This window comes from Corynebacterium lubricantis DSM 45231, from assembly GCF_000379425.1.
GTDB classification, from domain to species: domain Bacteria; phylum Actinomycetota; class Actinomycetes; order Mycobacteriales; family Mycobacteriaceae; genus Corynebacterium; species Corynebacterium lubricantis.
The window spans coordinates 47,164-73,974 of the sequence record NZ_KB902182.1 but is presented as its reverse complement, the minus strand read 5'-3'; the positions used below and the strand labels follow the sequence as shown (position 1 = coordinate 73,974).

Sequence of the window (26,811 nt, the reverse complement as noted above, 5' to 3'; positions counted from 1 at the left end):
TTTGCATGCGTTTAAGCCTGAATCTGCGTTCTTACACAGTAGCCATGCTCGTCGCGCTCTTCGCTGCGGTGGGTTTTCTTGCTATCCCACTGTCCTCCAAAGCTCAAGCTCAATCCGTTGTCGCCCCGTCCGGCATCGATGTAGCTAGCCATCAGCGCCCAGGGGGCGCACCGATCGATTGGAATAGCGTCGCAGCCAGCGGCCAGCGATTCGCCTATGTGAAGGCCAGCGAAGGTCATGGCTGGGCTAATGACTTCTACGGAGAAGATGTGGCCGCGGCAAACGCCGCAGGGCTTCTCACCGGTGCGTATCACTACGCCCGACCAGACTCTAACCCACACGCACAGGCGAACTACTTCGCCTCAATGGTCAACTCAGGTCCCGCGACCAATCTGCCTCCCGTCCTTGACCTGGAAGAAACAGACGGACTCAACGCTGTCGATCTACAAAATTGGACCCGCGCGTTCCTGCAGACTTTCGAGGCCCAGACCGGCCGGACACCTATGATCTATACCTACCGCTATTTCTGGGTAGACGAGATGGCAAACACGACTGAGTTCTCCAACTATCCGCTCTGGCTCGCAGCCTACCAAGATCAGGCACCAGCTCCCATGGGCGGTTGGGACACCGTGTCGTTCTGGCAGCGCTCCGAGACCGGGACCGTCTCCGGTGTCGACGCCAATGTTGATCTGAATCTCTTCAACGGTACCGAGGCGCAGCTGCAGGCCTTTGCTGCAGGAAACCTCAACTCTGCCGGTGGCGTCTTCGAAACAATGCAGGCTCCGAGCAGCGATATCATCGCAGACCTCGAACAGCAGAGCTCCACCTTGCTCGGCGACGTACTCGGCGCAGTGCAGTCCGGCGCAGCAGGCCCTGAGGCAGCCCAGGTGGCCAACGACTCTGGTCTGACAGCGTCGGATGCGGCCCAGATCGAGCAAGTATTGCTGCAGCGACAAGACACGGGCGAAATCCCATTGGATCAGCAGCAGATCGACCAAGCCTACGAGGTCGTCTCAGGGCTCTAATCCCAATGCCCACCTCACGGCATCCGTGTGCCGGGGTAATTCCCGGTGGGGCACAGTCCCCAGACAGACCACGGTGCCTAAGCGTGACGACGATTCCGGCACTTCCTTGTCCGTCGAGGAAATGATGGACACCACGCGCACTCCCTTCGGGATGTGCGCGTTTGCTGGTTCTGGGCGCATAATATCGACGAAAGACTCGCCCAAGACCGTGGCCTGAAACCAGCGCGTGAAGCGGTTTCCAGTCAGCGGTACACCCCTCCACGAGGCGCCCAGGCCGACGATCGTGTCGATCCGCCCGGTAAGGCGCGGGTCGTGGGCGGCACCGAGCGCGATAAGACCGCCGAGAGAGTGACCGACGAGGTCAATCGTCGTCACGCGTTGTGGAATGTCCGCTAGGAAATCTGCTACCTCTGTAACTGCCTCGTCGACGGGGACCGTGCCCCGGTGCCCGTAGGGAAGCTGGATGACGGGGCAGGGAAGATCCCGGGCGAGGATATCGAAGCTGCGAGGATGGCCCAACGTCCCATGCAGCGCGACGACGATTCGCGTGCTGCTCTGCACAAAGTGCGCGACAGCTGGATGTTGGATACGAGGAAGATATGAAACAATTCCCATAGCGCTCAAGAATAGAGCGAAATATTGAGCCAAGGTGTAAACCTAATCAAATGGAGTTGATACGCTCAATTTCGCTGGTGAATACACCGGCATTAATTGTCATCTATGCCATTGCGCTTCTGACAACACTGGTTGCTGCCTGGGGCTTCTTCCGTGCACCGTTGCGCCGGCGCACCACCATCGCACTTATCATTGCGCTGATTTTGGGCGCCATCGCGTGGTTTATTCTCGCGGTGTGGCCGAAGCCATTCCCCGAAACGATTCCCCCGGAGATCTATATTGCGGGTACCGCAGCTGCCTTCGTGCTGGTCAGCGCCTTTACCCAGCGTGGACGTCGCGTCTTGCTGGCCATTTTGGCCGTGATTGCCATGGGGAATGCCTATCTGGTGGCCAACCTGCAATATCAACAATTTCCCACGGTCGGCTCCTTTGATCCCACCCCTGTGACCGTGTCCATGAACCTCGACGAATTTAACGCCGCAACGCAGCCACCGCAGATTGATGGGCGCGAAGTCGGCGCATTGGTCACGGTTCCGCTGCCTCCTATGCGTGATGCGGTGGCCTATGTTCCTCCGGCGTATTGGCACAACTCGAACTTGCCGGTCCTAGTGCTCATGGCTGGCAATCCCGGCGAGCCGGGACAGTGGTTCACCGTGGGGCAGGGAAGCCAAACTGCCGACGATTTCCAGTCGCAACATGGCGGCGAATCCCCGGTGATTATCAGCGTGGATGCAACGGGCACCTTCAGCGGTAACCCCGCCTGCGTGGACGGGCCCGAATACCAAGTCCAGACCTATCTCAGTCAGACTGTGCCCGCTGCGATCAATCAGACGTTCAACGTCAACCCTGATCAGAGCAAGTGGACGATTGGCGGGCTCAGCTATGGCGGCACCTGCGCGCTGCAAGTAGTCACCAACCATCCGCAGGCCTACGGCATGTTCTTAGACTTCTCCGGACAAGCAGAACCCAGCATTGGCTCGCACAAGAAAACAGTGGATGCCTTCTTCGGCGGAGACGAGCAAGCCTTTGCCGACGTCAACCCGGCGAACCTGCTGCGCAAGGCAGTAGGAACCAACGAATATTCCCACCTGAAGGGGATTTTCATCGCAGGTGACCGAGACACGGAATCAATGAATGCCCTGGCCACAATGAACCAACTGGCCCAGGCGGCCGGAATGACCACCACTTACTCCACCGTCCCAGGTGGACACAGTTATTCCGTGTGGCGCCAAGCCCTACGGCAAAGCTTCGAGGAAGTAGCACAGTTCGGAGGGATCCAATGATAAAACTGCTGACAAAGGTGCGCCTCTCCATCCTCGCCGCGGTCCTCATGTGGGTGCTGTTCCCCCTGCGCGATAGCTTGGAATTGAGCGGGTCGGGGGACCCAGAAGGCTGGCACCTGTTTACCTCGGGTCTGACCACCGATCACTGGACCTCCCTGATCTTGGTTACGCTTGCGGTCTTGATTGTTGGCGGCGCGGCAGAGGTCACACTGGGATCGCGAAAATTCCTCATTGCGGCTTTTGCCTCGCAGATGATTGCAGTGCCGTTGGGCTTTCTCGTCGCCGAGATCATCGAGAACTTGGGCTTTAACGAATGGGGAGAGGACCTCCTTGCAGCGACCTACCTGTCGCCGCTGGGCTGGCTCTTTACTACAGCTGCCTTGGCTACCGCCTCGATGCCACTGCTGTGGAAGCGCCGCCTGCGCGTCTTGTTAGTCGCGCTGTCGGCGACGATGGTGCTCTACACCGGAACCTTGGTGTGGGTCGTCGTGGCCATCGGTGTTGTCTTCGGCATCCTCGTGGGAGAGGTGCTGGCAGGACACAGCTTCACCTTAAAGAAACCGACCATGTCCCTGCGTGAATCCCGTATTCTCGTCGCACTGGTGTTTACATCTGTGGCGATAGGCCCGCTGCTGTCCGCCATCAACCCGCAGTCCGATGGGCCTTTCTCACTCGTCACCCAGCTCCTCTGGCAGCCCACTGTCTCCGACCACATCGTGCACAACCTGTGCGCGGCCGACGCACAAAGCACGGCATGTTTTGATGCCACCACCATCAACCAACTCAGCGGGATCGGTCCGACCCTCAGCAACCTGGTTCCGTTTATTCTCCAGCTGGTCATTGCCTACGGGTTGGTGCGCGGGCGCAGGCTCTCGTGGGTCTTGGCGCTTCTGGCCCAAGCAGTCACCATCGCGGCGATTACCGCCCAGGTCCTGGTCACACCTTCGGACCTGCCGGCCGAGCTCTTCGGTGTTAACCTCTTCTTCCTGCTGCTGCCATGGCTTGTATGCGCTGCCGTGCTGCTGCGTACCTACCGGCACTTCTTTGTCCGAATCGACACGAAAGTCGCCTGGCGCAACGGGCTTCTCGTACTCACAGCATTTCTTGTCACCGCCCTGGCCTGGGTGCTCGGCGCCAGCGCGGTCGCTCACCACTTTGCCCCAGCGATCAGCATCGGAGGCGTACTCACCGAGCTCCCACGGCGCTATCTGCCACCGGTGTTTAACCTCTTCCTGCCCACTCAAGCGGTGCCGACCTCGGCGGTGTCGACGTTTATCTACGAGTGGGTCGGGCTCATCTTCTGGATTGTCGCCCTCGTTGCCCTCTACCGGATCACAGCGAGCGCGGCCGACCAATCGTCGTCACGCGATCGCGACAAGGCCTACGATTTGCTCCGCGCCGGTACCGGCGACCATCTCTCGTGGATGACGCTGTGGGGCGGCAACAAGTACTTCTTCAGCGGTAATAGCTATGTGGCCTACCGCTATAAGAATGGCATCGCGGTCACGGTTGGTGAGCCGATTGTTGGGGAGGGCGATAGCCGTGATGGGATTGCCGATGCCTTCGAGGCGAACATCGTCGGCCTGGGCGGGCGCGTCGCCTGGTATTCGGTCCGCGAGGAGTTTGAGCGCCCCGGCTTCCACCAGCTTCACGTCGCCGAGGAAGCCATCCTGGACACCACCAATGTCGAGTTCAAGGGGAAGAAATTCCAAAATATCCGCACCGCCCGCAACCACGCGGTGAAGGAAGGCGTGCGCGCCGAGTGGACTACCTGGAGTGAGCTGGAGTTCGACACCCGCGAACGCGTTTTCGCGCTGTCGGAGGCGTGGGTCTCCGAGAAGGCCCTGCCGGAGATGGGATTCACGCTCGGCGGGCTCGAAGAACTCAAAGATCCCGATACGGCGCTGCTGCTTGCCATTGACGACGACGGTGCCGTCCACGGCGTGACCAGTTGGCTGCCGGTGTACAAGGACGGGGTGATCGACGGCTACACCCTCGACTTCATGCGCCGCGACGGAAACGGCTGGCGTCCGGCCATCGAGTTCCTCATCGCCGAGGCTATGATTCACGCCAACGGCGAGGGTATTGAGTGGATCTCGCTTTCAGGCGCCCCGCTCATGCGTACCGACGAGCCCCAGGGCCTGCTGGATACCCTGCTGGATCGCGCCGGGGATTCCATCGAGCCGCTCTACGGTTTCCGCTCGCTGGCCTCGTCGAAAAATAAGTTCCACCCTGGCCACACCAGCTGGGTCCTGGCATACGATGACGAGCTCGCGCTTCCCGTCATCGGCCAGGCAGTGGTGGGTTGTTACTTGCCGACGATGCGCGCCTCCGACACCCTCGCGGTCGCACGCGCCTGGCTGCAATCGCGCAAGGACAATGAGAAGCAGACTGAGCCGAAGGCTGAGCCGAAGGCTGAAACGCAGGGCTAATCGTCGTGACGCGACTGGGCGCCCGAGGAAAACTCCCGCGCCCACTTTTCGTCCTTGAACTGTGCCGGCACCGCGCCCTGGAGCAGCCGCTTCGTCAGCTGCTGGCTGGCCTCAAGCGGAAAATCGGCGCCGAGCAGCATGATATTTCCGTACCTGCGTCCCTTGAGCATCGGCGGATCCGCAATCACGGCCACGTGCGGGAAGACCTCGAGCATCCCGGCGAGCTCCTCCTTCGCGTTCTTCAGGTCCGAGTGGTCGCCGCAGTTGGCTATATAGAGGCCTCGTTTGCTTAGCGACGACCGCGCCGCCTCAAAAAATTCCACCGTGGTCAGCGCGCGCGGGGTCTGCGCTCCCGCAAATACGTCCCGGATAATCACGTCACGACTATCGGGCACGAACTTATTGGTTTCCTCGCGCGCCTCACCGACACGGATTTTCACGGCGGGGGACTTGGGAATATCGAAGATCTCGCGCACCAGCTGCGCGAGTTCCATGTCAATCTCGACAACCGTATTGCGCGAGGCCGGCCAGACGTGCGCAAAGTAGCGGGCCAGGGAACAGCCCGCGCCACCCAAATGCGTCAGCCGCGGTTTGTCTTCGGGCCGGTCCAGCCTGGTTAGTTCTTCAACACCAGCAGCTATCCAGCGCATGTACTCGAACTCGAGTCGCTCGGGCTGCCCGGGCACGTTGTTGGACGAGGGCACGCCATTGACCATGAGCGTGATTGAACCGTCCGATTCCTCGACGACTTCCGCGATCCCGGTATCGATCTCGAAAGTCCGGTTCTCCTGCTGTTTTCTTGCCATGGATGTAGAGGGTACACTGCCTGACATGCGTGTTCTTGTAGCAATGTCCGGTGGCGTCGATTCCTCAGTGGCGGCCTCTCGCCTCGTCGACGCCGGCCATGATGTGGTCGGCGTCCATCTTGCGCTGTCTCAAGACGCCCAACAAACCCGCGAATCCGCCCGCGGCTGCTGCTCGCTGGAGGATTCCGCCGATGCGCGCCGCGTCTGCGACAAGCTGGGCATCCCGTTCTACGTCTGGGATTTCTCGGACCGGTTCAAGGAAGATGTCATTGACAACTTCGTGGAGTCTTACGCCATGGGCGAGACCCCGAACCCGTGCCTGCGCTGCAACGAAAAGATCAAGTTCGCGGCCCTGCTCGAGCGTGCCATCGCACTCGGCTTCGATGCGGTAGCAACCGGCCACTATGCGCTTATCGACGATGAGGGCAACCTCCGCCGCTCCGTCGATCCGCTCAAGGATCAGTCCTACGTTTTGGGTGTGCTCACCCGCGACGAGCTGGACCACTGCATTTTCCCGATCGGGGATACCGAAAAACCACAGATCCGCGAGGAAGCCAAGGCCAAGGGCTTCTCCACGGCGACGAAGCCGGATTCCTACGACATCTGCTTCATTCCTGATGGCAACACCCAGGCTTTCCTGGGCCGTTCCATTGGCATGCGCCCCGGCATGGTCGTGGACCAGGACGGCACCGAGCTCAAGGAGCACGACGGCGCTTTCCAGTACACCATCGGTCAGCGTCGCGGCCTTGACTTGCGCGTTCCTGCTGCCGACGGCCAGCCCCGCTACGTCACCGATGTTGATGCGGCCTCCGGCACCGTCACCGTCGGCCCGCGTCAAGCACTCGAGGTTCGCGAGATCACCGCTGATCGCCTGAAGGTCTTGCACCCCGATATGCGTGGCGAGTTCGAAGCGAACGTGCAGATCCGCGCGCACGGTGGCGTCGTCGCGTGCTGGGCGAACATCGAGGGCGACACGATGACGCTCCAGCTCAAGGAGCCACTCTCGGGTGTGGCCCGCGGCCAGGCAGCCGTGTTGTACCTGCCGGACCCAGATGGCCAGGGTGACGTGGTGCTGGGCTCGGGCACGATCTCGGGTACTGCCTAAACTGCTTAAATTTTTTAGCTGATTAGACTAGTCATTCATGACTGCATTTGGGCTAGGCGAACTACCCGGGGTCTCGTTGTCCCAGGCCGCCGACATCGTGATCTCTGAATCCCCGCTCCCACACCTGCCGCAGCTGCCAGACCGCAGCCTCGGCTCAGACCTGATCGGGCGTACCGCCTCCTTGCTGCCCATCCACGTCGACCGTGGCGCGCGCTCCTGGCGCGTGACCAAGCGACCCCAGATTCTGACCCGGCGCGCCACCGACCAGATACAGCGCGACCTCGACTTTCTCGAGGAAGCGTGGGCCGGGCGCACCGACACAATTAAAGTCCAGCTGGTAGGCCCGTGGACCCTAGCCGCGGAGATCGAGATGCCCAACGGGCACCGCATGATCACCGACCCCGGCGCGCTCAAGGACCTCACTGAGGCGCTCTTAGATACGGTGAACAGCCACGTCGCCGATGTGGCCTCCCGCTTCGATGCCGAGGTGACCGTCCAACTCGACGAGCCCCGCCTCCCCGAGGTCATGGCAGGCAAGCTCAAGGGCACCACCGACTTCGAGGAGATCAAGCCCGTGCACTCCAACGACGTGCTTGAGCGCCTCGAACCTTTCGGGGAGTACCTGCTCAACACCACCGCCCCCTTGTTCGGCGCGCAGTGGGTCACCGTCGATCTCGAAAAGCTCAACACACCAAAGCTTCTCGACGACGCCGGCGCCGCCCTCGGCGAGGGCCATAGGTTTGCCATTGCGCCCTTGGAGCCGAAGCGGGTGGGGGAACTCGTCGATAAGCTGCAAATCGATCCCACCGCAACCCACATCGATGTCTACGCGCCACGTGCCGCGACCCTGAAGGAAGCGGCAGGAAATTATGCCCAGGCGCGCGAGTACGACGAGATTTTGCAGCGCGACTTCTTGAGCTAGTTACCTAGCTGATCATCGGCCAGCCTGTAGCCACATCCGAGGCATCGCGGCCGCGGGACTCCAGGTACTTCTTCAAATCCGACTGCAGCTCGTACTGCTGGACGGCCTGGTATTCCATCAGCTCGTCGCTGTCCATCTCCGAGAGCTCGGGCCAGAACTGCTTGACCTGCTTCCACGCGATGCGCGCCGCCGCCAGGGCATCGGAGGTGGCTTCGTGGGCGTTTTCGAGCTGGACACCGTAGAACTCAGAGAGCGCGGTGAGGTTGCGCTTCTTGCCCTTGCGGTAGCGATCGCGGGCGCGGTCGATGACGTACGGGTCGTAGACGGGCCCGGTGACGGTGAAATCGCCGGTCAGCGCTCGCAGCACGGAAAGGTCATAGGGTGCGTTAAAGACGATCAGAGTTAGGCCGTCCTCCCAACCCTTCTTGATCGCCTCGACGGTCTCGGCGAGCACCTCGTCGTGGGGGCGGCCTTCGGCGCGGGCCTTTTCTGTGGTGATGCCGTGGATCTTGGCTGCTTCCTCGGGGATCTCCACACCCGGATCCGCCATGGTTTCGTTGGCCTGCACGTCGCGCCCATCGATGCGCACGAGTGCCGAAGTGACAATGCGCGCCTCCGCTGGATTTACCGAAGTGGTTTCCAAATCGAATGACAGCATGCGGGAGGCGTTGAAAGTCGGCATGGCGATAAGTCTAGCTACACTTAGGGGCTGTGACCGAACAATCAGTTGAACTGCGCAGGCAATGGGACGAACTCGCCGAGGAAGTCCGCAAACACCGCGACCTGTACTACAACGGCCAGCCCATCATCTCGGATAAGGAGTTCGATGATCTTTTCGCGAGCTTACAAAAGCTCGAGGAGGACCATCCCGAGCTTGCCGTGCCTGACTCGCCGACAAAGGAAGTCGGTGCGCCTGTTTCCAGCGCGTTCGCCGATGTCGAGCACTTAGAGCGCATGATGAGCCTGGATAACGTGTTCAGCAATGAGGAGCTTTCCGGCTGGCTGGCGCGCACCCCGGGGCCATACCTCACCGAGCTGAAGATCGACGGCCTGTCCATCGATCTGGTTTACCGCAACGGCCAGCTCGAGCGTGCTGCCACCCGCGGCGACGGTCGCGTTGGCGAGGACATCACCGCGAATGCGCGCGTGATCGAGGACATCCCGCACACCCTCACCGGCGATTTCCCGGAGCTGGTGGAGATCCGCGGTGAGGTATTTATCCGCCCTGAGGATTTCCCGGAACTCAACGCCCAGCGCATCGAGGAAGGCGGCAAGCCCTTTGCCAACCCGCGCAACACGGCGGCCGGTGGCATCCGCCAGAAAAATCCCGAGGATGTGAAGAAGCGCAAGCTGCACATGATCTGTCACGGCATCGGCGCACGCGAGGGCTTCACTCCGGCGACCCAGCATGAGGCGTATCAGGCCATGGCGTCCTGGGGCCTGCCGGTCTCCGAATACACCAAGCCCGCGGAAAGTGCGGCCGAGGTGCTCAAAGCCGTGGATTATTGGGCCGATCACCGCCACGACGCCATCCACGAGATGGACGGGGTGGTCATCAAGGTCGATTCCATGGCCGCGCAACGCGGACTGGGTACTACCGCACGCGCCCCGCGCTGGGCGATTGCTTATAAGTACCCGCCGGAGGAAGTGACCACGAAGCTGCTCGACATTCAGGTCGGCGTGGGACGTACTGGCCGCGTCACACCGTTTGCGGTCATGGAGCCGGTCTTCGTCTCCGGGTCGACGGTGTCCATGGCCACCCTGCACAACCAGGAGGAAGTCAAGCGCAAGGGGGTACTTATCGGCGATACCGTGGTGCTGCGCAAGGCCGGCGAGATCATCCCCGAGGTCCTGGGCCCCGTGGCCGATCTTCGCGACGGCTCCGAGCGCGAGTTCATTTTCCCCACCCAGTGTCCGTCCTGCGGCACCACGCTCGCCCCGCAAAAGGAGGGCGACGTGGATTGGCGTTGCCCGAACACGCGCTCGTGCCCGGCGCAATTGTCCTCGCGCCTGAGCTACCTCTCGGGTCGCGGTGCCTTCGATATCGAGGCATTGGGGGAGAAGGCCGCACAGGATTTGATCCGTTCGGGAGTGCTTATCGACGAAGGCGCTCTCTTCGACCTCACCGAGGAAGATTTGGCCAAGACCAGCGTCTATACCACCAAGGCAGGCAAGGTCAACGCCAGTGGTAAGAAGTTGCTGGATAATTTGGCCACGGCCAAGGAGGCGGATCTGTGGCGGGTGATCGTGGCGCTGTCGATTCGCCATGTCGGTCCCACCGCGGCCCGCGCCTTGGCCGGGCGCTACGGCTCGATGCAGGCGCTCGTCGATGCGCCCGTTGAGGATATCTCCGAGACCGACGGCGTCGGCCCGATTATCGCCGAGGCCTTCAAGGAGTGGTTCGACGTGGAGTGGCACCGCAATATCGTGGACTCCTGGGCCGCAGCCGGCGTGACCATGGAGGCCGATGCGGGGACTCAGGTCGAGCGCACGCTTGAGGGCCTGACCGTGGTGGTTACCGGCACACTGGAGAATTTCTCGCGTGACTCCGCGAAGGAAGCGATACTTTCGCGCGGAGGTAAGGCCAGCGGGTCGGTATCGAAGAAGACCGACTATGTCGTTGCCGGAGAAAACGCCGGTTCCAAGGAAACCAAGGCCCGTGATCTCGGCGTACCTGTGCTCGATGAGGCCGGCTTCCAGCGCCTACTCGAGACGGGTTCGCCGGAATAGCTCGGATTAGCTCAGCGCCCTAGTGCAGCAGTGAGCCGACGATGGTGCCCAGATCTCCGATGTGGGTCACTTCGTTGGCCAGGAAATCTGGTCCGCCGGTGCGCCCTACAATCAGCACAAGGTCGGTGCCGCGCAGGGGAGTCGCGGCCAGGGTGGAGTCCAACAATCCCCAGGATTCAGGGATCCAGTCCTCGTCTTCGGGGCGGAGGATGCGTGCCTCTTCCACATTGGTCAGGGCAGGCGAGGAGCCATCGTCGCTAGGCGCGGCCTGCGATGCCGCAATGCGCGTGACACCCTGCTCGGTCTGGCGCAGCACGATGGCCCACGACGAGGTCAGTGCCAACGGCATGACCGTGACCAATTCCTCCATCGCGCGGGTCAGGTTGTGGGACTGCTTGGCCACCCGAGCCAACATCTGAATCTGACCGCGACGGTCGACCCGTCCGGTAAACGGGCGGATCGAATCCACCTCCGCGCCTTCGACATCGCTGGCGGCGGTAATGAGTGCATCGGCCATGACATCGCGGGGGAGTTCGACGACGATATCATCCAACACAGTTCCGTCGGGGAGTGCTTCAACGATGTCTACTGATTGAATATTGGCCCCTAATAACCCGAATGCTTGGGCGAGTTCGCCGAGGCTTCCGGGAGTATCAGCGAGCAATACGCGAATCAGGTACGACATTGTTTTCCTCTTTCATTGGCAAAGATTGCGCTTCTCTCTTTATACCAGCGCTACCTCACTGCCCGAAGATTTCCTCGTGCCGTAATATGGGAGCGGTTCAACAGATTAAAGTGCAAAGGAAGAGTTTACGTGTCTGACATTTCCCGCGAGGATATCGATCACCTCGCAAGTCTTGCCCGTCTCGCGCTGACCGAAGAAGAACTGTCTACATATGCCGACCAGATGGATACCATCATGGACGCTGTGTCGAAGGTTTCCCAGGTCAACACGGAAGGAGTCGAGCCGATGAGCCATCCACACTCCATCCACGCGCCAATGCGCGAAGACGTTGAGATTAAGACGTTGACACAAGAACAGGCACTCGATCAGGCCCCAGAGGTTGAAGACGAGCGTTTTGTCGTTCCACAGATCCTGGGAGAAGCTGAATAAAAATGACCGAGTACACCACACCTACTTCCGGATTGACCAGCCTCAGCGCTGCCGAGCTCGCCGAGAAGATCCATTCCGGCGAGGTCACCTCCCGTGAAGTAACCCAGGCACACCTTGACCGCATTGCCGAAACCGACGAGGTGCTGGGCGCCTTCTTGCATGTCGGCGCAGAGGAAGCACTCGCAGTTGCCGACGAGATCGACGCCAAGGTCGCAGCGGGCGAGGAACTTCCTTCCGCTCTGGCCGGTGTGCCTGTCGCAGTGAAGGACTTGTTCGTCACCACGGATGCGCCCACCACCGCGGCTTCGAAGATGCTTGAAGGCTACATGTCGCCCTACGACGCGACTGTGGTGCAAAACCTGCGTGCCGCAGGCGTACCCATCCTGGGCAAGACGAACCTGGATGAGTTCGCGATGGGTTCTTCCAACGAGAACTCCGCGTACAAGCTCACCCGCAACCCACATGACACCGAGCGCACCCCTGGTGGCTCCGGCGGTGGCACTGCAGCGGCTTTGGCCTCTGGTCAGGCTCCTTTGGGCATTGGTACCGATACCGGCGGCTCCATCCGCCAGCCAGCAGCTTTGACCGGCACGGTTGGTGTGAAGCCAACCTATGGCACCGTGTCGCGCTACGGCATGATCGCCGCTGCGTCCTCCCTGGACCAGGGTGGCCCCAGTGCGCGCACCGTCCTTGATACCGCGCTGTTGCACGAGGTCATTGCAAGCCACGATGCTTTCGACGCAACCAGCGTTGACACCCCGCTCGCTCCCGTCGTCGCCGCTGCCCGCGAGGGTGCTGCTGGTGATCTGAAGGGCACCAAGATTGGTGTGGTCAAGCAGTTCAACCGCCCGGGCAATCAGCCTGGCGTGCAGGCAGCGATCACCAAGGCATACGACGAGTTGGCAAACCTCGGTGCCGAGATCATCGAGGTTGATTGCCCCCACTTTGACGACGTCATGGGTGCCTACTACATCATCCAGACCTCCGAGGTCTCGTCCAATCTGTCCCGCTTCGACGGTATGCGTTACGGCCACCGCGGCGGCGACGATGGACAGCATTCCGCTAACGAAGTGATGGCGATTTCGCGTGCAGAGGGCTTCGGCGACGAGGTTAAGCGTCGCATCATGCTGGGCACCTACGCTCTGTCCGTCGGCTACTACGATGCCTACTACCTGCAGGCACAGCGCGTCCGCGCGCTGATTGCTCAGGACTTCACCAAGGCCTTCGAGCAGGTTGATGTTATCGCGGCACCAGTGACGCCAACCACCGCCTTCAAGCTGGGCGAGAAGGTCGACGATCCGCTGGCGATGTACAACTTCGACCTGTTTACCCTGCCACTGAACCTGGCGGGCCTGCCTGGCATGAGCTTGCCAGCAGGATTTGCTGAAGACACAAACCTGCCTGTCGGCCTCCAGCTGATGGCACCGGCATTTAAGGATGATCGCCTCTACCGCGTCGGCGCTGCCTTCGAGGCGGCCCGCGCGTAAAACCGGCCTTAAAAGCCGCGCAATTTACAACACCCCATAAGTTCCTGACATGCAGAGATGCAGGGAACTTATGGGGTTTATGTCTGTGTAGCACCTTAGATTAGACGAGTGAGAATGTTCTCATTTTCTTTTCACCTGAGATTCACATTGCTGCTGTTTAATAAGCAATGGTTTTTGAAAAAGATGATCTATTGATGCTCGAAAGGCTTGGTTAATGACCTCAATTCTCTCCGCGCCAGGAATTCTTCACCAACAATTGGCGATGCTCAACGGTGCTTCCGCACAACTCGAGTTTGAAGCGATGTCCGCTCCGGCGTCGCAAGGGGCCCACCGGAGGGAAGAACTTCCAACTCAGCGCATTCAAAACTCCTACACCTGCCGGTTCCTCACACCGTCGCTCACCGACCCAGACAATGACTTCCACCTGATCGCCGGTTCCGATGTCGCTCCGCGAGCAGGCGATGTCGTCCTGGCCCGCGTCGTCGGAATCCACAACCACAAGCGCGTGGAAACGGAGCACTCCCGCAAGGCAATCCTGTTCGAGGGTCATCTCGTGCTCTTGGCCTATGGGCATCGCTACGCCGCGGATCAATTCTTGGCGCACATCCCAGACTCCCTGGACTACTGCCACCTGGTCGCGGCAGGCGGGATCGCGGGAGTTGTTACGGAACAGCACGCGGGTATCGACGAGCCCACGCTCATCGAACCACTGGGCTTGCTGGCACGCGACGGAGTCGTGGTCAACGTGATGGAATACGCGCCCCACGTCAACGTGAGCCGGCCCGAGGCACCACGCAAAACAACCGAAGTGATCGCGGTTTTGGGCACCTCGATGAACTCGGGAAAGTCCACCACCGCCGCCTGCATGATCAATGGGTTTACCAAAGCAGGAAAGCGCGTTGGCGCGGGAAAGATCACGGGCACCGGCGCTGGAAACGACCGGAACCTGTTCATCGATGCCGGCGCGGCTGACGTCGTCGACTTCACCGATTTCGGGTACGGAACAACCTTCCGACTTGACTTCAATCAGGTGCGTGACCTCACCGCCAACATGATCGAACTGCTCAGCCACAACAACGATGTCGTGATCGTAGAAATCGCAGACGGAATCTACCAGGACGAAACCGTCCGCTTGCTTCGCGACGACATCTTCCAGGCAAGCGTCGATCGCCTCGTCTTCTCTGCTGTGGATGCACTCGGTGCTCGAGCTGGTGTGCAGACCCTGCAGGAGGCCGGGTTGTCCGTGGCCTGTGCCTCGGGAGTGATGACGTCGTCGCCACTCGCTGCGCGCGAAGCAGCTGCGGTGCTACTTGATTTGGATGTTCCCGTGATTAATACTTTCGAGTTGTGCGAACCACAAGTAGTGGAGGCATTTATTAGTCAGGGCCAGTAGAAATAGGCCCACAGCAAAAGGGAACAATGACAGAAAAGATGCCGCCGATCTGGGCGGGACGCAGACGTGGACTCTTGGTCCTACTCACCGTGCTAGGAATCGTCCAAGCAGTCTCAGCCCTGGTCATGGCGTTGTGCGTCGAGGCAGTGCTTGACCCCGACCAGTCCACTGATCGCCTCGTTCTGGTGGTGATGATCGTCTCGGCTCTCGGCCTGGGGCTGGCCCGGTGGCTGGAGCGCGTCTGCGGGGAGGATCTCGGCCAGGATTATGTTTTCGAACAGCGTCGTCGACTCGTGGTCACCGCCGTGGGAGAAAGTGAATATACCGGCTCCCTCGGAGTGACGGTGACCCGTGCCTCCAACGACCTCTCCTCAATCCGGAACTGGATCTCACTTGGCATTGTTCCCTTGGTCACCGGAATCCCGCTGATCGTTGTCGTACTGATCGGACTCTTCATGCTCGAATTGGAGCTCGCGCTTGCTGTCGCTGTCTCCATGGCCTTCTTCTTCGTCGCGATTCCCGCATTGTCCAGCGCCACGTTCAAAAAATCTCGGGACCTGCGGCGCAGGCGCGGCAGGATGTCGGCGCGCATTGCTGACACCGTGTTAGCGAGTGAATCCGTGCGTGCCTCTGGTGCCGTTGCCCGAGAGATCAAACAGCTCGATCGCCACAGCGGCAAAGTCGTCGTCGCTGCCGTATCCCGCGCGAGAATCACCGGATTAACACGCGCACTCTCCGCAACCGCCTCGTCCTTCGCTGTGGTGGCGGTGGTCATGGTCTCGGATCAAGGCCTCGCTGAAGCGGCGTCGGTCGCCTCGGCCATGACGTTGCTGGGTGTGTTGGCTACACCGTTAAATGATCTCGGCAAAGTCGTGGAGTATCGCCAGAATTACAATGCGGCCGCCAGGATCCTCGTGCCCGTGCTCAAACAAGCAGACCGTCTCAAAGAGATCGAGGAGATGCGTCGCAAAGCGTGGGAGCAGCGTGACGACGAAGACGTGCCCACCACCGGTGGCTCTGTCGTCATCGACCGATTGCTTGTCGACGGCGCTCCGATCGATACCCTGATGGCACCGGCAGGCACCATCGTCGAAATGCGCTCAGACAATCAAACCCGCCTCAGGTCTGTCGTCTCTGAGCTCTTATCTACCGACGACGAGGATTGCTTCGTCATCAACGGTCTGGATTTCGCCAGCGCGCCTGCGAAGGTGCGACGCGAGCTGGTCGGCTTCGCCTCGATCCACACACGTCTGGAGCGAGGTTCGGTCAATCGCCTCATTACTTACCGGCTACCCGCAGCGCAACCAGAGGAAATCGATGCCGTTCTCACAGCCGTCGGGCTCGACGAGACAGTGCGTAGCGACGAGAAGGGCCTGCGCCGGCAATTGAAAAATGATGGTCAGCCTTGGTCGCAAAGCGAGGTGGCGCGCCTGAAAGTTGCGCGTGCGCTACTTGGACAACCGCCGATACTGATTCTCGAAGGTATCGACCAGCACGTGTCTGCGGAATTTCTCGCAGACCTGTCCCGGATTCTCGTTCGTTACCCAGGCGTCGTCCTCGTCGCCACGACGCAAACGGAGTGGTTGCCGGACAACCGCGTAATCTGGAACGTCGATGGGATCCGCGCGATAGAGAGCAGGCAGAGAAATGGGCACGGACGGGCAGGCGTCCCCGGCGGAAGCGAGTCAGACGAAGCGCAGTAGGTGGTTGGCACTTACGGCGATGTCCGTAGGCTATTTTTTCGTCATGCTGGACCAAGCCGTCGTGCCCGTGTTGACCCCGCATCTTCCCTCCAACGTCGGCGATTCCGTGTGGATCACCAGCATCTACCTGTTATGCACCGTGGTGCCCATGCTCGTCACAGGGCGGATGGGGGATCGATACGGACAGCGCAACCTCTATTTGGCAGGGATCGCGGTGTATTCGCTCGGCCTTGCGCTTGCGGCCGCAGCTCCGTCATTTGCTTTGCTGATTATCGCCCGTGGCCTCCAAGGTCTTGGAGCGGCAGCGTTTTTGCCCCAGGCATTTAGCGTCATCGGAAAAATTTTCCCCGACAATTCCCGCGGTCCAGCCTTCGCCATGTGGGGTGTAGTGGGTTCGGTGGGCTCTCTCATTGGACCGGTATTCGCGGGCATCGCCGTCGACACCATTGGCTGGCGTGGTGCGTTTGGTATCCAAGCAGGCCTAGGTCTTATCGCCTGTGGCTTGGCGTGGGCGTGGATCCCCAAGATGACCACATCGAGCGCGCGTATCGACGCACCCTCTGTCATCGTTTCCTTCCTCGGTCTCGGGGCGCTGGTCTATGGGATCCAATATGGCAATATCGTCGCCCTCGTCGTCGGAATTATTGCCCTGGCGTTGTTCTTCCGGCTACAAGCCAAGCATGGTGATCAGGCGCTGCTTCCGCTTAGCGTGTTCCGGAACCGGAACTTCACGCTGGCCTCCCTCGGCATCGCGACCATGGGATTTGCCGCAGCCGCCCAATTCATCCCGATTATGTTTTGGCTCCAGGACGCGCGTGGCATCGACGCCACCACCGCGGGGTGGCTGACTGTGCCCATGTCGATTGTGGCGCTGCTTTTGACACCAGTCGTTGGAGTGCTGGCGGATCGGGTCAACCCGAAAATTCTGTCGACGATCGGGTTTGGCGTACTAGCGCTGTCGATGTTGTGGACGTGGTGGCTGATGGTGAGCTCAGGCTCCGTCTACTGGATGATCGTGATTACCGCACTGAAAGGCGTGGGTAGTGCCTTTATCTGGGCACCGAATGCGACAACTGCGATGCGCACGATCCCTCGGCACTTGGCCGGTGCCGCCTCCGGGGCGTACAACACAGTTCGCCAGGTCGGAAGCGTTGTCGGTGTCGCGCTCATTGGCGCGACGTTGTCAGTAGCGACCCCAACTCGTGGAATCGACCTTGCGTCGGCGGATGCCATGTTGATCCTTACCGCGGCGATGCTCATCGGTGTCATCGCATCTGTTTTCCTACGCTCAGACATTCCTCGCCGGAACCGCTAAAGTTGGGTGCATGCGCCTAGCCACTTTGACTTCCGGCGGCGACTGCCCCGGCCTTAACGCAGTTATTCGTAGTATCGTCCGCACCGCCAACACCGAATACGGTTCGACGGTTGTTGGTTATCTCGACGGTTGGGTGGGTCTCCTCAACGATGACCGCATTCAGCTTTACGACGATCACTTTATCGACTCGATTTTGCTGCGTGGTGGCACGATCTTGGGCACCGGTCGCCTGCACCCAGACAAATTTAAGGCGGGATTGGACCAGATTAAAGAGAATCTGGACGATGCCGGAATTGATGCGCTGATCGCCATCGGCGGCGAGGGCACCCTCAAGGGCGCGAAATGGCTCTCCGATAATGGCATTCCTGTTGTGGGTGTACCGAAGACCATCGACAATGATGTCAGCTCGACCGATTACACCTTCGGATTTGACACTGCGGTGTCCGTTGCTACAGATGCCATTGACCGCCTGCACACGACCGCTGAGTCGCATAACCGCATCCTCATCGTTGAAGTCATGGGGCGCCACGTCGGCTGGATCGCACTGCATGCTGGCATGGCGGGTGGTGCTCACTACACGGTGATTCCGGAAGAGCCTTTCGATATCGCGGAGATTACCAAGGCCATGGAACGCCGCTTCCAGATGGGTGAGAAGTACGGCATCGTTGTCGTTGCCGAGGGCGCTGTTCCCAAGGAAGGCACCATGGACGCAGGCCTGGGCGACGAGGACGAGTTCGGCCATAAGACCTTCACAGGCATGGGACAGGTCATCGCGGATGAGATCCATCGCCGCACTGGCTACGACGTGCGCACCACCGTCCTTGGCCACATCCAGCGCGGTGGCACACCAACGGCCTATGACCGAGTGCTCGCTACCCGTTACGGCGCGGCAGCGGCAAAGGCAGCACACGAGGGACACTTCGGCATGTCCGTAGCCTTGCACGGCGAAGACATCGAGATGGTCTCGCTCGAGGACGCAACGGGCAGCCTAAAAACAGTGCCAGACCACCGCTACCACACTGCGAAGACGATGTTTTCTTAAACAAACACCTCACCGCGCATGATGATGCGCGCGGTGCGTTCGAGTGCGACCCATTTCAATTCGTCACCGTTGACCGATGCCTCGACGGTGACGTCGCCTTTCGGGTGGCTGAAAGTCATTCCACCCTCGAACACTGTGCCACCGAGCGCAGCCGCAGCCCCAAGGGCCAGGATGCCCGTGGCCGGTAGCGCGTGGTGAATCACGCCCACCGAAGTCATAAACACCCGATTCCCGTCAGAGAGCGCGAGGCGGGGGATGACTTTAGAATTCAGCCCCATCCGCGCTCCAGCTTCGATACGGAAGGATTCGAGCCGATCCAAGAGCGCTTGATCCGCGTTCATGTCCTCGCGCGTAGTCAGTTCGACACCGAGATCGCGTGCGCGGACGATTGCAATGGGGTTCGCCACGTCGATGAGCGTGGTGTCTACTCCCTGGATCTGCGTGATCCGGCCGGCAGGGAAGATTGCACCCGTTTTCTCGCCGCCCGGGCGCACAAACCGCGTGTGCGTCGCAGTAATTTCCATGAGAGTGCCGGTATTGAGATTGCGCACTAAGCACGACTCCTGCGCAGGAATCAATCCCGTGTCGATGGCATAGGGCAGAATCGCGGACGAGAGGTTGCCGCAATTTCCATTCCAATCCACGAGTGCCTCAGTGGGGGAGACTTGGGCGAAAAGGCTCACCACGTCCGCTTCGTCCGATTCCTCGGCGGGGCCAACAAACATCACCTTTGAATTCGAGGACACGCCGCCCCCAAGCCCATCAAAAGCGACCGGGTCGGGGCTACCTATTAAGCGCAGGCATAACTCGTCGCGAAGCGATTGCTCTTCCGGCAAATCCTGGAGGCGTAATAAGAGGCCGCGGCTGGTGCCGCCACGCATGATGTGGCACGGGTATGAGGCAGTCATGAGGGTGATAATACGCTGTGGAAGATATAGGAATACAGTAATAAAAATGAATACGACACAAGATAGATCAGCCTACGTGGCCACGCTCGGGTTTCCGCTACTCGTCATTCTTGGTGGGTTAATTGGCTACTTCGCGCCGGGAGTAGTCGAACCGATTTCGGGTTGGACGAGCGCTTTGTTGGGAATCATCATGTTCGGTATGGGCCTGACGCTCAAGCCCGTGGACTTCAAGCTGGTGTTCCAGCGTCCATTGCCCGTGCTCATCGGTGTGGTTGCGCAATACGTTATTATGCCGCTGCTGGCGGTGTTGGTGGTGTGGATCATGCAACTGCCACCTGAGATCGCCGTTGGTGTGATCCTGGTGGGCTGCGCGCCGGGCGGTACCTCATCCAACGTGGTGAGCTACCTCGCCCGCGGTGATGTCGCCTTGTCGGTAACGATGACTTCGGTTTCCACGCTGCTCGCGCCGATCATGACTCCGCTCCTGACTTTGTGGCTGGCTGGCGAGCACATGAACGTCTCGGCTGGTGCCATGGCCATGTCGATCGTGCAAATGGTGCTCATCCCAGTTGTCGGTGGTCTTATCGTGCGCCTGCTGCTGCCGAAGCTGGTGCAGCCCATCCTGCCTCTGATGCCGTGGATCTCGGTTGTGGCGATTTCGATGATCGTGGCCATTGTTGTGTCCGGTTCGCGTGATCAATTAGCAACGGCGGGCTTGACTGTCTTGGTCGCCGTGATCTTGCACAATACGCTCGGCTACCTCTTGGGCTACCTCACCGGTAAGGCCACGCGTCAGCCGGAATCCACCTCGCGCACCATGGCCATCGAGGTGGGTATGCAGAATTCGGGTCTGGCCGCATCGCTGGCTACCCAGTACATGACTCCGCTCTCTGCACTGCCGGCTGCAGTGTTCTCCGTGTGGCACAACCTCTCCGGTGCCTTGCTGGCAATGTTCTTCCGCATGAAAGATAAGCGGGCTGCGGAAGCGCAGACCCTGAAGCGACAAGCGGACTAAGCGGGCACTAGACTACCAACCATGACTGCGTACGACCTGATGGATTACGACGAGGTTCTCGAGAAGTTTGACCCTGTAATGGGCCTCGAGGTTCACGTCGAGCTTGCTACCGAAACAAAGATGTTCTCCACCTCTTCGGCTCACTTCGGTGCGGCCCCGAACACCAACGTGGACCCAGTTTCCCTTGGTCTGCCGGGTGCGTTGCCAGTGGTCAATGCCAAAGGTGTTGAGTGGGCAATCAAGATCGGCCTGGCGCTGAACTGCGAGATCGCAGAATCCTCCCGCTTCGCGCGGAAGAACTACTTTTACCCAGATCAGCCAAAGAACTATCAGATTTCGCAGTACGACGAGCCCATCGCATACAACGGCTACCTCGATGTTCTTCTCGACGATGGCACCGAGTGGCGCGTCGAAATTGAGCGCGCCCACATGGAAGAAGACACCGGTAAGCTGACCCACCTCGGCGGCACGAGTGGCCGTATCCACGGCGCAACCGCTTCGTTGGTGGACTGCAACCGTGCAGGCATCCCGCTGATCGAGATCGTGACCAAGCCCATCGAGGGTGCTGGCGAACGCATGCCGGAGATCGCGCGTGCGTACGTTGGTGCCATCCGCGAGCTCGTCCGCGCGCTGGGTGTTTCGGACGGACGCATGGACCAGGGCACGATGCGCTGCGATGCGAACGTCTCCCTGCGCCCATGGGGCCAGGAAGAATTTGGTACCCGTACCGAGACCAAGAACATTAACTCCCTGAAGTCGGTAGAGCAGGCTGTCCGCTTCGAAATGCAGCGTCAGGCTCGCGCGATCGAAAACGGCGAAGAGATCATCCAGGAAACTCGCCACTACCAGGAAACCGACGGCACCACCTCGAAGGGGCGTCGTAAGGAAAACTCCGACGATTACCGATACTTCAACGACCCAGACCTGCCTCCAGTTCTGGCTCCAGCCGAGTGGGTCGAGGAAATCCGTTCCACCTTGCCTGAGCTTCCTTGGGTACGCCGCGCGCGCATTGAGAAGGAATGGCAGCTACCGGAGAAGGAATTCCGCGATCTGGTTAACGCGGGCGCTCTTGATCTCGTCGTGGACACGGTTGAGGCCGGTACCACTCCCGACGAGGCACGCGCATGGTGGGTTTCCTACCTCGCAGGCAAGGCCAACGAGCTGGGCACTGACCTCGATGCCCTAGGCGTTGAGCCAGAGCACGTTGCCCGCGTCGTCGCTTTGGTCAAGGAAGGCAAGCTGACCACGAAGCTCGCCCGCCAGGCACTCGACGGTGTCATTGCGGGAGAGGGCGACGTGGACGAGGTCGTCGCAAAGCGAGGCCTTGAGGTCGTGCGCGACGACGGTGCCATCGAAGCAGCTGTCGACGAAGCACTGGCCGCTAACCCGGACATCGTGGAGAAGTACAAGGCCGGAAACACCAAGGTCACCGGCGCAATCGTCGGTGCCGTGATGAAGGCAACGAAGGGCAAGGCTGACCCGAAGCAGGTCAACGAATTGATTGCTGCCAAGTTGAAGTAGCCTGTGAAATTTCTTCGAGTCATCCCAGCTTCTGGTATGGTGGGCCACCGTTGTACGGGATGACGCGAAGAAGGTGGTCGCAATTTCCCGATCAATTCGGGGAAACCTTTTTCATTTCAAGCGCGTCTCGTACGCGCTTGTTTTGTTTTCTAGATATGTAAAGGGTTTTTACTGTGCGTAGAAGTATCACAATCGCACTAGCATTTGTGGGCCTTCTGGTTGGCGCAGGTTTTGCTACCGGCCAAGAAGTAGTTCAATATTTCATTTCATTTGGGTACATGGGCCTCGTCGGGGCGGTGATCGCCGGAGCCATCATGATTTTCTCCGGTGCCATCATCTTCCAACTCGGCTCATATTTTCAGGCGTCCGACCACAACGCCGTGTTTAAGAATGTGGCGCACCCGTGGGTGTCCAAGTTTTTGGACGTAACGACGATTATCACTCTGTTCGCCATCGGATTTGTCATGCTGGCCGGCGCTGGCTCCAATTTGGAGCAACAATTCGGCTGGCCGACGTGGGTCGGCGCATGCCTGATGACGGTGCTGGTTTTGGTCACTGGGTTCCTTGACGTGGACAAAGTCACCAACGTCATCTCCGCGATTACGCCATTTATTATCATCGCTATCCTGGTTGCCTTCGTGATCACGCTGCTCAACTTCCCGGAAGACACTTCGCACCTCAATGAGATCGCGATGCAGCAGGACTCCGCGTTGCCACACTGGTTGCTCTCGGCAGTCAATTACACCGCGATGGCCCTGATGCTCGGTGTATCCATGATTCTGGTGATCGGCGGAAACCAGTCATCGACTAAGGCGGCCTTCCGCGGCGGTGTGCTCGGCGGCATCATATTCACCGCGATGCTGCTGGTGTTGGCATTCGTGATCTTCTTCAACATCGATCAGGTCGCCGGCCTTGACCTGCCGCTACTGGGGGTCTTCGATGCGATGCATCCAGCTGTCGGATTCGTTGTGTCCTGGATTATTTACGCCATGATCTACAACACCGCCATCGGAATGTTCTACGCGCTGGCCAAGCGGTTGACGTCGAATCATCCGGAGAAATTCGTTCCGGTGTTCATTGCTGTCACACTTGCTGGCTTCGTGGTGTCCTTCCTGGGATTCTCCAACCTACTGGGGTGGGTCTATCCGGTCATTGGCTATATCGGCATGGTGATGATCGTGATCACCACGGTTGCCTGGTTCCGAGGCCGACGCAGGCTCGGCCGTGAGGAACGTCTGCGCGAGCGCATGGCTGAACTGGCAGAGCAAAACTTGGACCCTGACCAAGACGACCTCTCGCGGGAGGAAGTTAAAGAGGTCAAGGAGTTGGCGAAGAAGTCCCGCGTCGACGGCAAGGAACTGTGGGAATCGGTCAAGCACGACGTCGCCGAAGATCTCGATCTGGATGTTCCTGAGGCAGGGGAGCAAAGCGCCTCCAGTAACGAGAAATCCGTGCAGAAGTAGCGGGAAAAGGATACAATGGTGTCATGACTACCTATCTTCCGGATGCTAATCGCTACTCCGACATGCCCTACCGCACGGTGGGGCATTCGGGTCTGCAACTCCCTGCGGTCTCGCTCGGGTTGTGGCACAACTTCGGCGACGACAAACCCCTTGAAACGCAGCGCGCCATCATTCATCGCGCATTCGACCGGGGCGTGACCCACTTCGACTTGGCGAACAACTACGGCCCACCTGCTGGTAGCGCGGAGACAAACTTTGGTCGCATCTTGCGCGAGGATCTCAGTAACTACCGCGATGAGATGGTGATTTCCTCCAAGGCTGGCTGGGGCATGTGGCCCGGCCCGTACGGGTGGGGAGGATCCCGGAAGTATCTGATGAGTTCGCTTGATCAATCCCTGCGACGCCTCGGCGTGGATTACGTGGATATCTTCTACCACCACCGCCCAGACCCCAACACTCCGCTAGAGGAAACGCTCTATGCGCTGCGCGACATCGTCGCTTCAGGCAAGGCGCTGTACGTGGGTATTTCCTCCTACGGCCCTGAGCTGACGGCCGAGGCCGCACAGTTTATGGCAGAAGAAGGCTGTCCTTTGCTGATCCACCAGCCGAGCTATTCCATTGTGAATCGCTGGGTGGAACAGCCCGGCGAAGACGGGGAGTCGCTGTTGGAATCCGCCGCCAACGCTGGCTTGGGTGTGATCGCCTTTTCCCCGCTGGCTCAGGGGCTGCTAACTGACCGCTATCTCAACGGCGTGCCCGAAGGGTCTCGTGGCGCCTCCAATAAGACGCTGTCTGGGGACATGCTCAGCGAAGAGAACATCACCATGGCGAAGGCTCTCAACGATATTGCCGCGGAGCGTGGGCAATCCTTGGCGCAGATGGCAATTGCTTGGGTGCTGCGCGAGCAGGGCGAAAACGGGGTCGATACCGTGGCCAGTGCGCTCATTGGTGCGTCGAGCGTGGAGCAGCTGGATCAAAACCTCGACGCGGTGAACAACCTGGCGTTTAGTGCAGAAGAGCTCAAGGCGATCGACGACGTCGCTCACGATGCTGGGGTCAACATGTGGGCTCGGGCGGTCGAATCCCGCACCCGCGGTTAAGCCCGGGGCAGCGTTGTCGGCTCCAATTTGGTAATTACCTTTCGCAGCAATTCACCAAGTTGGTGCGATTCTTCCTTGGACAACGCATCGAAGATCAGCTCGCGGACGTGTTCAACGTGTCCGGGAGCTGCTTCGCGAATGAAGTCCCAACCCTCGTCGGTCATAGCAGCGATATTGATGCGCCGGTCCTCATTGTCAGGCGTACGCGTGACAAAACCACGCTTCTCCAACCGACCCACTACGTGAGACAGCCGAGAAGGGGACATTTGCGTCAACGCCGCTAAATCGGTCATGGTGACACTGGCGTTGTCGGACATAGAAATCTGCGCCAAAGTGAAATAGTCGTGGTGACCCATTCCACTATCTGCCTTCAGTTGTTCATCTAAGCGTGTGGGAAGCCATGAGATGACGGCCCACAGCGCTAGCCAAGTGTCGGTCTCATCGTCGTTGAGCCAGCGAGCGTCATTCATAGTTACACATGATATATGGCCCGAGATTAAAACTTCAAATAGAAAGTAATTCATTTAAAATTTTGCTTGCTTAACGACGAGGCTGCCGCACGAGTTCCTACACGCGCGTGTTCTAGAATCAGGCGCATGCTTAGCATTCGACCCGCTGAAATCCGCGATGTTCCCGCCATTCACGAGATGATCGTCGAGTTGGCGGTCTATGAAAAGGAACCCGACGCAGTGATCGCTACGCCGGCAGACCTCGAGCGCCACCTGTTTGCAGGGCGGCCCGCAGTGTATGCCAACGTTGCCGAAGCGGACGGGGCAGTTGTTGGTTTCAGCTTGTACTTCCTGAACTATTCCACCTGGGAGGGGCGCCACGGGATCTGGCTGGAGGACCTCTATGTCAAGCCAGCATTTCGTGGGCATGGCTACGGAAAAGCGCTGCTGACAGAACTTGCACGCATCGCGGTGAAGAATGACTACCGCCGCGTCGAGTGGGCCGTGCTGAAGTGGAATACTCCGTCGATTGAGTTCTACCGCTCCCTTGGTGCCTCCGCGATGGAGGAATGGGACACCTTCAGGCTCACGGGACAGGCGCTAGAACGCCTCGGGGCAGCTCCTTTTACATCAGAGCAAGCTTAAACGTCAGCCCTGTCAAGATGAGGCCAATGCCAACATTGAGCACGCGCCAGACTCGCGGGTTAGAGAGGGGCTTTGACAAGGCACCTGCGCCGTAGCCGACGAGCGGGAACCAGATCAGGCTGGTAATCATCGTGCCCACGATGAACAACCAACGCCCTGGATCCCCGTATTGCGCGGCGATGCCACCGATCACCACGGCATCAACCCAGGTATTGGGGTTTACCCAGGTCAGTATCAAAGCGGTGGCAACAGGGGTGTGCAGGCGGTGGCGTATCTTCGACCGAGTGCTCTGCGCGGTCTTTAATGCGACGGAGCTTCCCGCGCCGACAGTGGCGGACCCATTTGTCGTGGGTTTCTGATCATCGACTACGGATACCGAGTGTTCGGCCCGCTTGAATGCATCCTTAAACGCTTGGATGGCGAACCATCCCAAGTAGGTCACACCGACCCAGCGCAGAATCTCGAGCACCACTGGGGCTTGTTCAACGAGAACACCAACACCGCTGACCGCAATGATGTAGAGCACAACGTCAGACAGAATGCAGACAAGGATCACCGCGGTAATCGACTCGCGTTTAATGCCCTGTTTGATCAGGAAAATATTCTGCGGGCCGATCGAGATGATCAGCGAGAAACCTAGCGCAATACCGGCGAGAATGATCGACATGATGGACACGCGACTATCTCAACACGACACAGAAGTTTAGTCCATTTACATTTTTTCATCCTGGTTTAGAA

The 26,811-nt window shown here is 59.6% G+C and carries 24 protein-coding genes; 17 read left to right on the top strand and 7 right to left on the bottom strand.

Translation table 11 applies throughout. The features are described 5' to 3' along the window. The first annotated feature begins 5 nt into the window (after nucleotides 1–5). The gene (locus A37O_RS0101725) at nucleotides 6–1,025 is read left to right on the top strand and encodes a glycoside hydrolase family 25 protein (protein WP_156802459.1); all 1,020 of its coding nucleotides are present in this window, start codon (nucleotides 6–8) and stop codon (nucleotides 1,023–1,025) included. Here A37O_RS0101725 and A37O_RS15765 read toward each other — a convergent pair. Beyond that, entirely contained in the window at nucleotides 1,014–1,640 is a 627-nt protein-coding gene (locus A37O_RS15765; RefSeq protein WP_018295762.1) for an esterase/lipase family protein, read from the bottom strand. The genes A37O_RS0101725 and A37O_RS15765 overlap by 12 nt on opposite strands. A 50-nt stretch (nucleotides 1,641–1,690) precedes the next feature. Here A37O_RS15765 and A37O_RS0101715 point away from each other — a divergent pair, with 50 nt between their 5' ends. Next, nucleotides 1,691–2,923 (top strand): alpha/beta hydrolase, encoded by a 1,233-nt coding sequence (locus tag A37O_RS0101715; RefSeq protein ID WP_018295761.1) that lies wholly within the window; start codon nucleotides 1,691–1,693, stop codon nucleotides 2,921–2,923. Beyond that, on the top strand, nucleotides 2,920–5,355 hold the full coding sequence (locus A37O_RS14405; protein ID WP_018295760.1) for a bifunctional lysylphosphatidylglycerol flippase/synthetase MprF: 2,436 nt from the start codon (nucleotides 2,920–2,922) through the stop codon (nucleotides 5,353–5,355). The genes A37O_RS0101715 and A37O_RS14405 overlap by 4 nt, the downstream gene beginning before the upstream one ends. Here A37O_RS14405 and A37O_RS0101705 read toward each other — a convergent pair. After that, on the bottom strand, nucleotides 5,352–6,161 hold the full coding sequence (locus A37O_RS0101705; protein WP_018295759.1) for a spermidine synthase: 810 nt from the start codon (nucleotides 6,159–6,161) through the stop codon (nucleotides 5,352–5,354). The two genes, A37O_RS14405 and A37O_RS0101705, sit on opposite strands and share 4 nt — an antisense overlap. Nucleotides 6,162–6,186: 25 nt before the next feature. Here A37O_RS0101705 and mnmA point away from each other — a divergent pair, with 25 nt between their 5' ends. Together mnmA and A37O_RS0101695 are read left to right on the top strand one after the other, a co-directional pair. Next, nucleotides 6,187–7,266, top strand: a complete 1,080-nt coding sequence (gene mnmA, locus A37O_RS0101700) for a tRNA 2-thiouridine(34) synthase MnmA (RefSeq protein ID WP_026196035.1) — start codon at nucleotides 6,187–6,189, stop codon at nucleotides 7,264–7,266. 37 nt (nucleotides 7,267–7,303) lie between these two features. Continuing rightward, complete coding sequence (locus A37O_RS0101695) at nucleotides 7,304–8,188, top strand: uroporphyrinogen decarboxylase/cobalamine-independent methonine synthase family protein (RefSeq protein WP_018295757.1); 885 nt, start codon at nucleotides 7,304–7,306, stop codon at nucleotides 8,186–8,188. A 4-nt stretch (nucleotides 8,189–8,192) separates the two neighbouring features. On the opposite strand, the gene A37O_RS0101690 is transcribed toward A37O_RS0101695, so the two are convergent. Then, a complete protein-coding gene (locus A37O_RS0101690) occupies nucleotides 8,193–8,870 on the bottom strand; it encodes a 3'-5' exonuclease (RefSeq protein ID WP_018295756.1) in 678 nt (225 codons plus the stop codon). Nucleotides 8,871–8,899: 29 nt separating this feature from the next. Between A37O_RS0101690 and ligA the strand changes: the two genes are divergently transcribed. Continuing rightward, nucleotides 8,900–10,918, top strand: coding sequence for an NAD-dependent DNA ligase LigA (gene ligA, locus A37O_RS14400; protein ID WP_018295755.1), 2,019 nt, complete (start codon nucleotides 8,900–8,902; stop codon nucleotides 10,916–10,918). A gap of 19 nt (nucleotides 10,919–10,937) precedes the next feature. Here the strand turns inward: ligA and A37O_RS0101670 are convergent, their stop codons facing one another. After that, entirely contained in the window at nucleotides 10,938–11,603 is a 666-nt protein-coding gene (locus tag A37O_RS0101670; RefSeq protein ID WP_018295754.1) for an ACT domain-containing protein, read from the bottom strand. A gap of 129 nt (nucleotides 11,604–11,732) precedes the next feature. Between A37O_RS0101670 and gatC the strand changes: the two genes are divergently transcribed. The 6 genes from gatC to A37O_RS0101640 all read left to right on the top strand — a co-directional run bounded on the left by gatC (nucleotide 11,733) and on the right by A37O_RS0101640 (nucleotide 18,972). Next, on the top strand, nucleotides 11,733–12,032 hold the full coding sequence (gatC, locus tag A37O_RS0101665; RefSeq protein WP_018295753.1) for an Asp-tRNA(Asn)/Glu-tRNA(Gln) amidotransferase subunit GatC: 300 nt from the start codon (nucleotides 11,733–11,735) through the stop codon (nucleotides 12,030–12,032). A gap of 2 nt (nucleotides 12,033–12,034) precedes the next feature. Next, complete coding sequence (gatA, locus tag A37O_RS0101660; RefSeq protein WP_018295752.1) at nucleotides 12,035–13,519, top strand: Asp-tRNA(Asn)/Glu-tRNA(Gln) amidotransferase subunit GatA; 1,485 nt, start codon at nucleotides 12,035–12,037, stop codon at nucleotides 13,517–13,519. 301 nt (nucleotides 13,520–13,820) lie between these two features. Continuing rightward, nucleotides 13,821–14,912: a malic enzyme protein gene (locus tag A37O_RS0101655; protein ID WP_051077935.1), complete on the top strand. Its 1,092-nt coding sequence runs from the start codon at nucleotides 13,821–13,823 to the stop codon at nucleotides 14,910–14,912. Nucleotides 14,913–14,938: 26 nt separating this feature from the next. Further along, nucleotides 14,939–16,615 (top strand): ABC transporter transmembrane domain-containing protein, encoded by a 1,677-nt coding sequence (locus A37O_RS14395; RefSeq protein WP_018295750.1) that lies wholly within the window; start codon nucleotides 14,939–14,941, stop codon nucleotides 16,613–16,615. Beyond that, entirely contained in the window at nucleotides 16,560–17,930 is a 1,371-nt protein-coding gene (locus A37O_RS0101645; protein WP_281167706.1) for an MFS transporter, read from the top strand. The genes A37O_RS14395 and A37O_RS0101645 overlap by 56 nt, the downstream gene beginning before the upstream one ends. Before the next feature lie 10 nt (nucleotides 17,931–17,940). Beyond that, on the top strand, nucleotides 17,941–18,972 hold the full coding sequence (locus A37O_RS0101640; RefSeq protein WP_018295748.1) for a 6-phosphofructokinase: 1,032 nt from the start codon (nucleotides 17,941–17,943) through the stop codon (nucleotides 18,970–18,972). On the opposite strand, the gene A37O_RS14390 is transcribed toward A37O_RS0101640, so the two are convergent. After that, on the bottom strand, nucleotides 18,969–19,880 hold the full coding sequence (locus A37O_RS14390; RefSeq protein ID WP_033377647.1) for a PrpF domain-containing protein: 912 nt from the start codon (nucleotides 19,878–19,880) through the stop codon (nucleotides 18,969–18,971). The two genes, A37O_RS0101640 and A37O_RS14390, sit on opposite strands and share 4 nt — an antisense overlap. A 46-nt stretch (nucleotides 19,881–19,926) precedes the next feature. Here A37O_RS14390 and A37O_RS0101630 point away from each other — a divergent pair, with 46 nt between their 5' ends. From A37O_RS0101630 to mgrA, 4 genes are all read left to right on the top strand, one after another. Beyond that, on the top strand, nucleotides 19,927–20,895 hold the full coding sequence (locus tag A37O_RS0101630; RefSeq protein ID WP_026196034.1) for a bile acid:sodium symporter family protein: 969 nt from the start codon (nucleotides 19,927–19,929) through the stop codon (nucleotides 20,893–20,895). A 21-nt stretch (nucleotides 20,896–20,916) separates the two neighbouring features. Continuing rightward, complete coding sequence (gene gatB, locus A37O_RS0101625; RefSeq protein ID WP_018295745.1) at nucleotides 20,917–22,416, top strand: Asp-tRNA(Asn)/Glu-tRNA(Gln) amidotransferase subunit GatB; 1,500 nt, start codon at nucleotides 20,917–20,919, stop codon at nucleotides 22,414–22,416. Nucleotides 22,417–22,589: 173 nt separating this feature from the next. Next, nucleotides 22,590–23,879: a YkvI family membrane protein gene (locus tag A37O_RS0101620; protein WP_245533767.1), complete on the top strand. Its 1,290-nt coding sequence runs from the start codon at nucleotides 22,590–22,592 to the stop codon at nucleotides 23,877–23,879. A 23-nt stretch (nucleotides 23,880–23,902) separates the two neighbouring features. After that, the gene (gene mgrA / locus A37O_RS0101615) at nucleotides 23,903–24,979 is read left to right on the top strand and encodes an L-glyceraldehyde 3-phosphate reductase (protein WP_018295743.1); all 1,077 of its coding nucleotides are present in this window, start codon (nucleotides 23,903–23,905) and stop codon (nucleotides 24,977–24,979) included. Here mgrA and A37O_RS0101610 read toward each other — a convergent pair. Then, on the bottom strand, nucleotides 24,976–25,449 hold the full coding sequence (locus tag A37O_RS0101610; RefSeq protein WP_018295742.1) for a MarR family winged helix-turn-helix transcriptional regulator: 474 nt from the start codon (nucleotides 25,447–25,449) through the stop codon (nucleotides 24,976–24,978). The two genes, mgrA and A37O_RS0101610, sit on opposite strands and share 4 nt — an antisense overlap. 126 nt (nucleotides 25,450–25,575) lie before the next feature. Here A37O_RS0101610 and A37O_RS0101605 point away from each other — a divergent pair, with 126 nt between their 5' ends. Continuing rightward, complete coding sequence (locus A37O_RS0101605) at nucleotides 25,576–26,073, top strand: GNAT family N-acetyltransferase (RefSeq protein ID WP_018295741.1); 498 nt, start codon at nucleotides 25,576–25,578, stop codon at nucleotides 26,071–26,073. Here A37O_RS0101605 and A37O_RS0101600 read toward each other — a convergent pair. Continuing rightward, nucleotides 26,054–26,740 (bottom strand): LysE/ArgO family amino acid transporter, encoded by a 687-nt coding sequence (locus A37O_RS0101600; RefSeq protein WP_051077934.1) that lies wholly within the window; start codon nucleotides 26,738–26,740, stop codon nucleotides 26,054–26,056. The genes A37O_RS0101605 and A37O_RS0101600 overlap by 20 nt on opposite strands. Nucleotides 26,741–26,811: the final 71 nt, after the last annotated feature.